General features: G+C 45.3%; 6 protein-coding genes and 1 other RNA gene. 1 reads left to right on the top strand and 6 read right to left on the bottom strand.

Features of this window, described 5'->3' with window-relative positions:
• Positions 1-90 precede the first annotated feature (90 nt).
• From AAKU61_RS09745 to ompA, 6 genes are all read right to left on the bottom strand, one after another.
• A complete protein-coding gene (locus AAKU61_RS09745) occupies positions 91-321 on the bottom strand; it encodes a hypothetical protein (protein WP_354331732.1) in 231 nt (76 codons plus the stop codon).
• A 26-nt stretch (positions 322-347) separates the two neighbouring features.
• On the bottom strand, positions 348-1,565 hold the full coding sequence (locus tag AAKU61_RS09740) for a tyrosine-type recombinase/integrase (RefSeq protein WP_354331730.1): 1,218 nt from the start codon (positions 1,563-1,565) through the stop codon (positions 348-350).
• 172 nt (positions 1,566-1,737) lie between these two features.
• Positions 1,738-2,098, bottom strand: a transfer-messenger RNA (tmRNA) gene (ssrA, locus tag AAKU61_RS09735).
• 53 nt (positions 2,099-2,151) lie between these two features.
• A complete protein-coding gene (locus AAKU61_RS09730) occupies positions 2,152-2,826 on the bottom strand; it encodes an HAD family hydrolase (protein WP_354331728.1) in 675 nt (224 codons plus the stop codon).
• A gap of 89 nt (positions 2,827-2,915) precedes the next feature.
• Positions 2,916-3,620 carry a bifunctional 2-polyprenyl-6-hydroxyphenol methylase/3-demethylubiquinol 3-O-methyltransferase UbiG gene (gene ubiG / locus AAKU61_RS09725; protein WP_354331726.1) on the bottom strand — a complete coding sequence of 235 codons (705 nt, stop codon included), beginning with the start codon at positions 3,618-3,620 and terminating at the stop codon, positions 2,916-2,918.
• A gap of 145 nt (positions 3,621-3,765) precedes the next feature.
• Positions 3,766-4,428, bottom strand: coding sequence for an outer membrane protein OmpA (gene ompA, locus AAKU61_RS09720; protein ID WP_354331724.1), 663 nt, complete (start codon positions 4,426-4,428; stop codon positions 3,766-3,768).
• Between the two features lie 735 nt (positions 4,429-5,163).
• Here ompA and gyrA point away from each other — a divergent pair.
• A complete protein-coding gene (gyrA, locus tag AAKU61_RS09715) occupies positions 5,164-7,812 on the top strand; it encodes a DNA gyrase subunit A (protein WP_354331722.1) in 2,649 nt (882 codons plus the stop codon).
• The last annotated feature ends 47 nt before the right edge of the window (positions 7,813-7,859 follow it).

Genomic DNA, 7,859 nt, shown 5'->3' with positions numbered 1-7,859 from the left:
CCAATACTGGGATCGGCGGCATTACCCCGAAACAAAAGCTAGCACTTGCCGCTTAGCCTCTACTTATCGGCCGCATTAAAAATGGGGGGATTACCTAGGTACCAATGTATTGCATTTAAGCGCATAGTCGACTCTCTTTTTTACTAGCTCTACCTGCTTCTCAAATATGTCAGTTGGATTTTTAATTCGGTTAGCAATAAAAATTATCGCGTCAGGTATAGATACTTCATCCAAAAAATCAGGGACATTTTTTTCGATTGGATTGTTTCTGTCTTTCAATCGCATTCGGTTTTTTTTGGGAGCCATTTTTAATGCTAACATAATGTTTTCTCGTTCATTTAGAAAAATCAGGCTGCCTTATCAAAATCACCTAAAACAATACCATTTATTGTCAAAGCGTCAAGATAATCCGCCCATGCTTGCATCATTTTTCGCCTTTCTGGGAGGTGTTCTGCATAGTTATAGGCAGCGCGGACTTGGTCTCGCTCTCCGTGCGCAAGTTGTCGCTCGATAGCGTCTCGATTCCAACCTTGTTCATTTAGAAGAGTCGACGCCATACTTCTAAAACCGTGTCCCGTCATTTCCTCCGAGCTGTAGCCTAATCTGCGCAGGGCGCCGTTGATTGTATTTTCGCTCATAGGACGATCTTTTGATCTTGCTCCAGGGAATAGATACTTTTCATCTCCCGTTAATGGTTTGATATCGTTGAGTATTTTTAACGCTTGGGTAGAGAGTGGCACGATATGCAGTGTACGCATCTTCATTTTCTCGGCGGGAATGCGCCATTCAGATGTTTCAAAATTAAATTCTGTCCACTCTGCGTGACGCAATTCTCCGGGGCGCACAAATAACAGCGGAGCAAGTTGTAAGGCACATTTAGTAACAAAGGTGCCTTCATAGCCATTGATCACATGTAATAAACTAGCAACGGCTTTAGGCTCGGTGATTGTGGGATGGTGTTTTTGCTTCGTTGGGGGAATTGCGCCTTTGAGGTCTGCTGAAATATCGCGTTCGGCGCGTCCAGTAGCAATCGCATAACGAAAGATTTGACCGCAATTTTGCAAGATCCTATGCGCTGTTTCAATTGCGCCTCTGCCTTCTACTCGTCGTAGCGTTTCCAATAGTTCTGGAGCTGTTATGTATTTGATATCTTTCTTGCCTAGCCAGGGGAATATATCAGCGTCAAGTCGATTAATGATTTTTGACGCATGATTTGCCACCCAGTTTGGGGAGTATTTTGAAAACCATTCGCGAGCAACGGTTTCAAACATACTTGTTGCATCAATAATTGCTGCTGACTTTTTGGCTTTCTTATGTGCAAGAGGATCGATACCTTCTGCAACGAGTTTTCTAGCGGCATCTCGTTTATCACGCGCTTCCTTGAGGCTAACTTCGGGATATACGCCGAGAGCCATTAATTTCTCTTTGCCATGGAGCCTGTATTTGAGGCGCCAGTATTTAGAGCCATTCACAGCGACCTCTAAATAAATGCCTCGTTCGTCGGCGAGACGAAAGGGCTTCTCAGTTGGTTTTGCCGTGCGGACTTGGATATCGGTGAGTGGCATGGGGGTATATCTCCCTAAGATATGTCGAATTTTTCTGGTGTACCCCCAAATATTCCCCCTGATACCCCCGGATGTCAATGGATGACATTGAACGTTAAAACATAAAAAAACCGCAGTCTCCTAGGAGATTTGCGGTTTTTTGTATTGCTTTAAACATCTTAAAACATGTAATTGGTGGAGACGGCGGGAATCGAACCCGCGTCCAGAAGTACTCTACAGACAGTTCTACATACTTAGTGCTGCCATTTAATTTAATCCATACGACGCGGACGCACACGCTTCGGCTGGACGAGTTGCCTATTATTTAGCCATTAGCCAAGTAACCCGACTTATAGCGATTCCCTATGAATGACTCTACTGCTGTTGCCAGCCCGCCCTAGGGAAGAAACGGTGTAGAGTTAGCAAGCAATTAAGCTGCTAATGCGTACGAGTTATCGTTTGCAGTTAGATAGTTCTGATTGTATTTACGAGGTAGTCAGGCCTCGGTATGCCCTGCGCTGCTTTGCAACCCCTGTCGAAGCCAGGTCGTCCCCAAACAGAGTTGTATTGTAACGCGTAACTAGGCGATGCGGTAATAATGCGTAATCTAATTAACTGTTTGAGCATGCTTGGCACGAATCAGCTCCAGCAGCTCTAGAGGGGAATCGACTATGCCACCAGCTTTCCAGTGGGTTGGTTCTACTGCGCCACAATATCCCCACGCTGCAGCAACCGTGTACATGCCTGCGGCGTTTCCAGCCTGGATATCTCTCAAATCGTCTCCAACATACCAACAATTCTGAGGTTTGATCTTGATTCGGCGCGCGGCTTCTAAAAGTGGAGCCGGGTGTGGCTTAGGGTGCGCTGTGGTATCTCCAGAAATGATGCACGCTGCATTTTGTAAGCCAATCAACGGGATTAGCAAATCGGTAAGCCGAGCTGCTTTATTCGTCACAACTCCCCAAACGATACCTAACTCTTCTAATCCTTTTAACAAATTTTGGATGTTTGTAAAAAGCTTGCTTTGATCAGCGATGTTATTTGCGTAGTTTTCTAAAAACTCTACACGCATTGCGTCGTACTCTGGGTGGTCTGGAATTACGTCAAATCCGGCTTTGAGGAGACCGCGTGCGCCGGCCGAGGCAAAAGGGCGCAGGCTTACGTATGGACTTGGTAACAATTGACGTTTACTGCGCATTAGATTGACTGCTGCCGCTAGATCGGGAGCTGTATCAGCTAATGTACCATCGAGGTCGAACAAAACTGCGAGGGGAGCTTGCATAGATTAATTTACTCTTATATCTGTCACATTGTATTAATTTGCTGTCGAGGATCGTAAGTCTGGACCTGATAGCCGGAAGTGACCATCCGCTAAGCAGGACGAGTGCAGGCTACGAGATAGTTGACGCTAGTGTCAAGATTAAGGGAGTAAATTTTTGTCAGCGGGTTGTAACCCATGCCTCTGAATGTATCGACTTGCAGGCCAGCGTTGCGAATGGCTTGCGACAGCTCGGCCGGAGTAATAAACTTGGCATAATCATGGGTTCCTTTTGGGAGCAGTTGCAGTAAATATTCTGCACCGATGATCGCAAACAGATACGATTTAAGATTGCGGTTAAGTGTGGAGAAGAAAACTTGCCCACCTGGTTTTACTAACGCAGTACAAGCTTGGATGACGGATGCAGGATTAGGGACATGTTCCAGCATTTCCATACAGGTGACTACATCATATTGTGCAGGTTCACGAGCAGCAATGTCTTCCGCAGCAATCTTCTCATAACGTACGCTGACGCCAGATTCTAGTCCGTGCAAGTCTGCGACCTTTAATGCTTTCTCAGACAAATCGATGCCTGTTACGTTGGCACCTTTTTTAGCCATCGATTCCGCTAATATTCCACCGCCACAGCCGATATCAATTACTTTTTTTCCGATGAGCGGGATTCGACTATTAATCCATTCAAGACGAAGTGGGTTTATTTCATGCAAAGGACGAAATTCAGATGTGGGATCCCACCAGCGATGAGCTAAGTCACTAAATTTTTGAATTTCTGCTGGATCGACGTTTTGAGTTGACATAATATTGGGCAAATGACTTTGCCACCTTACTTATAAAAGCATTATTGTAGGGCATATTTCGTCAGCGCATATAAGCTGCAGCAGCAATGAAAAAACCCTACCTAGGCAGGGTTTTGAGTAATTAGCCGGCCCGAGGGCAAACAAATTATTTTACGTTACGTGTACCAACAACTTCGATTTCTACGCGACGATTTTGTGCACGGCCTTCAGCTGTTTTGTTGTCAGCAACAGGTTGTTTTTTGCCTTTGCCTTCAGTGTAAACACGATTAGCTTCAATACCTTTGCTCACCAAATAAGCTTTAACAGCTTCTGCGCGTCTTACCGACAGTTTTTGGTTGTATGCATCGGAACCAACAGAATCAGTGTGACCAACAGCAATAACTACTTCGAGGTTAATACCTTGAAGCTTAGATGCCATGTCATCCAATTTTGTTTTTGCTTCAGATTTCAACACTGCTTTGTCGAAATCAAAGAATGCATCTGCCGCGAAAGTAACTTTCTCGGAAGTTGGCGCAGGTGGCACAACTACCGCAGGAGCTGGTGCTACCACTGCTGCAGGAGCTGGTGCTGGTGCAACAACTGGTTCTGGCTTAACTAGGGGGGCATCGCAACCTGGAACAGCATCTGCTGGTGTCCAGTAACCTGTACGCCAGCACAAACCAAACGGATCACGAACAATAACGCCACGACCATCTTGAACGTAAGCACTGTTTGGTGTGCTTGCTTTGATGTCCGTCATGTCTTGCGCGGATGCTGAAAAAGCGGCTACTGAGGAAGCTGCGATAACGAGTTTTACTAAATTTTTCATATTTCTCCTCTCGGGTGAGATTTCTATCGCAGAATTAACTGCGCGAATTGCTGCATAAAATCGGATACTACCACGTGCTTGATTACAATACTATTTCAGTATCAATTTCTGACAATGAATTCATACTCTTACATCAATCATTTTGCCATAAGACAGATTGGCGAGCCAAAATTGTTAAATTAAGAAAGTAACATTTTGTGTGCGTGTCGTCTTTTAACAACCGACCTCGCCGCACGAATACGCTTAGACCTCATATCATTCGTTATTTTAACACCTAGATGTTTGTCTTGAAATCGCTTGGTCTTGAATGCTTAGCTTAAACGCAAAATTAAGTCCTGGTAAATATTTATACCTATTTATTGCGCAAATAAGTTCAAGGAGAGTCGTTACTATTTTTGTATTGTTCATTGATGATGCTTAGAAAGTGTTCAATATATAAAAAAGCACTCTAAGCAATTCGCTAATGCTCATTTAATATGGAATCTTGCGTATGGGCTTGCTTAGCAACGATCAATACTTACTATGATATAACTGATTATCACCTTGGTAGCTAAGTTCAAAAACCACATGAACAGCATGATTGGCATGTTAAAATCAATAGCTAAGCGTTGAAAATAGATGGCTAAATTTTCATATTCGAAGGTCTTTTAAGTTGTAGTTTTTAGGCACGAGTTTGATTGCAAGTCATTTTCAACCCATCGTTATTTAACCAAGCTCTAAATTGCCGGCCCGCCAATGGATCAATTCGCTAAAGAAACACTCCCGATTTCCCTTGAAGAAGAAATGCGCAAGAGCTACCTCGATTACGCCATGAGCGTGATCGTTGGTCGTGCCTTGCCGGACGTACGTGATGGCTTAAAGCCTGTGCACAGACGCGTGTTATTCGCCATGCACGAAATGAACAACGTGTATAACCGTCCATTTGTAAAATGCGCACGTGTAGTTGGTGAAGTCATGGGTAAATATCATCCCCACGGTGATGCATCAATTTATGACACTTTGGTACGGATGGCACAGGATTTCTCCTTGCGCTACACCTTGGTCGACGGTCAGGGTAACTTTGGTTCGGTGGATGGCGATAATGCTGCTGCGATGCGTTATACCGAGTGCCGACTAGATAAAATCGCCAATGAAATTCTGGCTGATATCGAAAAAGAAACCGTCGATTTTGTTCCTAACTATGATGGTAAAGAGCGCGAGCCGTCAGTATTGCCGACGCGCATTCCTAACCTGCTGATCAATGGTGCCTCCGGTATTGCGGTTGGTATGGCGACCAATATTCCGCCGCATAATATTACTGAAATCATTAATGGTGCCTTGCATGTCTTGCGCAATGCAGATTGCACAATTGACGAACTGATCGAAATTATTCCTGCGCCAGATTTCCCTACTGGCGGGATTATTTATGGTGTCTCTGGCGTGCGTGACGGTTACCGCACGGGGCGGGGGCGCGTAGTAATGCGTGCTAAGACGCATTTTGAGGAATTTGGTAAAGAAAATCGTACTGCTCTGATCGTCGATGAGTTGCCTTACCAAGTAAATAAAAAATCTTTGCTAGAACGAATCGCTGAGTTGGTGCGAGATAAAAAACTCGACGGTATCTCTGATATTCGTGATGAGTCAGATAAATCCGGTATGCGCGTTGTGGTTGAATTGAAGCGCGGTGAAGTACCGGAAGTTGTGCTCAATAATTTGTACAAGCAAACCCAATTACAAGATACTTTCGGCATGAACATGGTGTCATTGGTAAATGGTCAGCCAAAGTTATTGAACTTGAAGCAGATGCTGGATTGCTTCCTGTCACATCGTCGTGAAGTTGTAACGCGTCGCACTGTATTTGAGCTTCGTAAAGCTCGTGAGCGCGGCCACGTGCTGGAAGGTCTGGCAGTTGCGTTAGCAAATATCGATGACTTCATTGCCATCATCAAAGCTGCACCGACACCGCCATTGGCTAAGTTGGAATTGATGAATCGTGCTTGGGATAGCTCCATGGTGCGTGAGATGTTGATACGCACTGCTGCTGATAATCCTGCTGGTATCGATGCATTCCGTCCAGAGAATTTACCTAAGCATTACGGTATTCAAAAAGATGGTTTGTACAAACTGTCCGACGATCAGGCGCAAGAAATTTTGCAAATGCGTTTGCAACGCTTGACTGGTCTGGAACAAGATAAGATCGTTAACGAATACAAAGACGTCATGTCTGTCATCGCTGACTTGCTGGATATTTTGTCCAAGCCCGAGCGTGTTACCGTCATCATCACTGATGAGTTGACAGCAGCGCGTAATGAATACGGTGAAGGCAACAAAGACGTACGCCGCTCCGAGATTACACACAATGCCACAGATTTAGAAACCGAAGATCTGATCACGCCAGTCGATATGGTGGTCACGCTCTCACACACCGGTTACATGAAGTCGCAGCCATTATCGGAATATCGTGCGCAAAAACGCGGTGGTCGTGGCAAGCAAGCGACAGCGACAAAAGATGATGACTGGATCGAACAATTGTTCGTGGCAAATACGCATGATTACATCTTGTGCTTCTCGAACCGCGGTCGCCTCTACTGGTTAAAAGTTTGGGAAGTACCGCAAGGTTCTCGCAATTCACGCGGTAAGCCTATCGTGAACATGTTCCCATTGCAGGACGGCGAAAAAATTACAGTGATCTTGCCACTATCTGGTGACAACCGCAGCTTCCCTGAAGATCACTATATTTTCATGGCGACCAGTCTTGGTACCGTGAAAAAGACACCGCTGAACGATTTTAGTAATCCACGTAAAGCCGGCATTATTGCAGTCGATTTGGATGAAGGCGATTTCCTGATCGGTGCTGCACTGACTGACGGCAAGCACGATGTGATGCTGTTCTCAGATTCCGGTAAAGCGGTGCGCTTTGACGAGAACGACGTACGTCCTATGGGACGTACTGCACGTGGTGTGCGTGGTATGAATTTGGAAGAGGGGCAGCAAGTCATCGCATTGTTGGTTGCTGAGAATGAGCAACAGTCAGTCTTGACGGCCACTGAAAACGGCTTTGGCAAACGTACTCCAATTTTGGAATATACACGTCATGGTCGTGGCACTAAAGGCATGATTGCGATCCAGACTTCTGAGCGTAACGGTAAAGTTGTAGCAGCAACCTTGGTCGACACCAATGATGAAATTATGTTGATCACTACGGGTGGTGTCTTGATCCGTACACGGGTATCTGAAATCCGTGAAATGGGACGTGCAACGCAAGGTGTTACTTTGATCGCTGTTGAAGACGGCACCAAGCTGTCTGGTTTGCAACGCATTGTTGAAACTGACGTCGATGTCGATTCGATTATTGAGTTAGATACAGACAATGGCGCCGAAGGCGAACAAGCCGCAACGGAATAAGTAGTGACGATGATGACTGACGCTACCGACGCAACCGCCAATGTGAT

It is taken from the genome of Undibacterium sp. GrIS 1.2 (assembly GCF_040544435.1).
Taxonomy (GTDB): domain Bacteria; phylum Pseudomonadota; class Gammaproteobacteria; order Burkholderiales; family Burkholderiaceae_D; genus Undibacterium.
The sequence above is the reverse complement of the archived record's forward strand: the minus strand, read 5'-3'. Positions and strand labels throughout refer to the sequence as shown.

Coding starts and splice junctions, on each gene's coding strand:
- AAKU61_RS09745 (WP_354331732.1), bottom strand. CDS start 321: ATGTTAGCATTAAAAATGGCTCCCAAAAAAAACCGAATGCGATTGAAA.
- AAKU61_RS09740 (WP_354331730.1), bottom strand. CDS start 1,565: ATGCCACTCACCGATATCCAAGTCCGCACGGCAAAACCAACTGAGAAG.
- AAKU61_RS09730 (WP_354331728.1), bottom strand. CDS start 2,826: ATGCAAGCTCCCCTCGCAGTTTTGTTCGACCTCGATGGTACATTAGCT.
- ubiG (WP_354331726.1), bottom strand. CDS start 3,620: ATGTCAACTCAAAACGTCGATCCAGCAGAAATTCAAAAATTTAGTGAC.
- ompA (WP_354331724.1), bottom strand. CDS start 4,428: ATGAAAAATTTAGTAAAACTCGTTATCGCAGCTTCCTCAGTAGCCGCT.
- gyrA (WP_354331722.1), top strand. CDS start 5,164: ATGGATCAATTCGCTAAAGAAACACTCCCGATTTCCCTTGAAGAAGAA.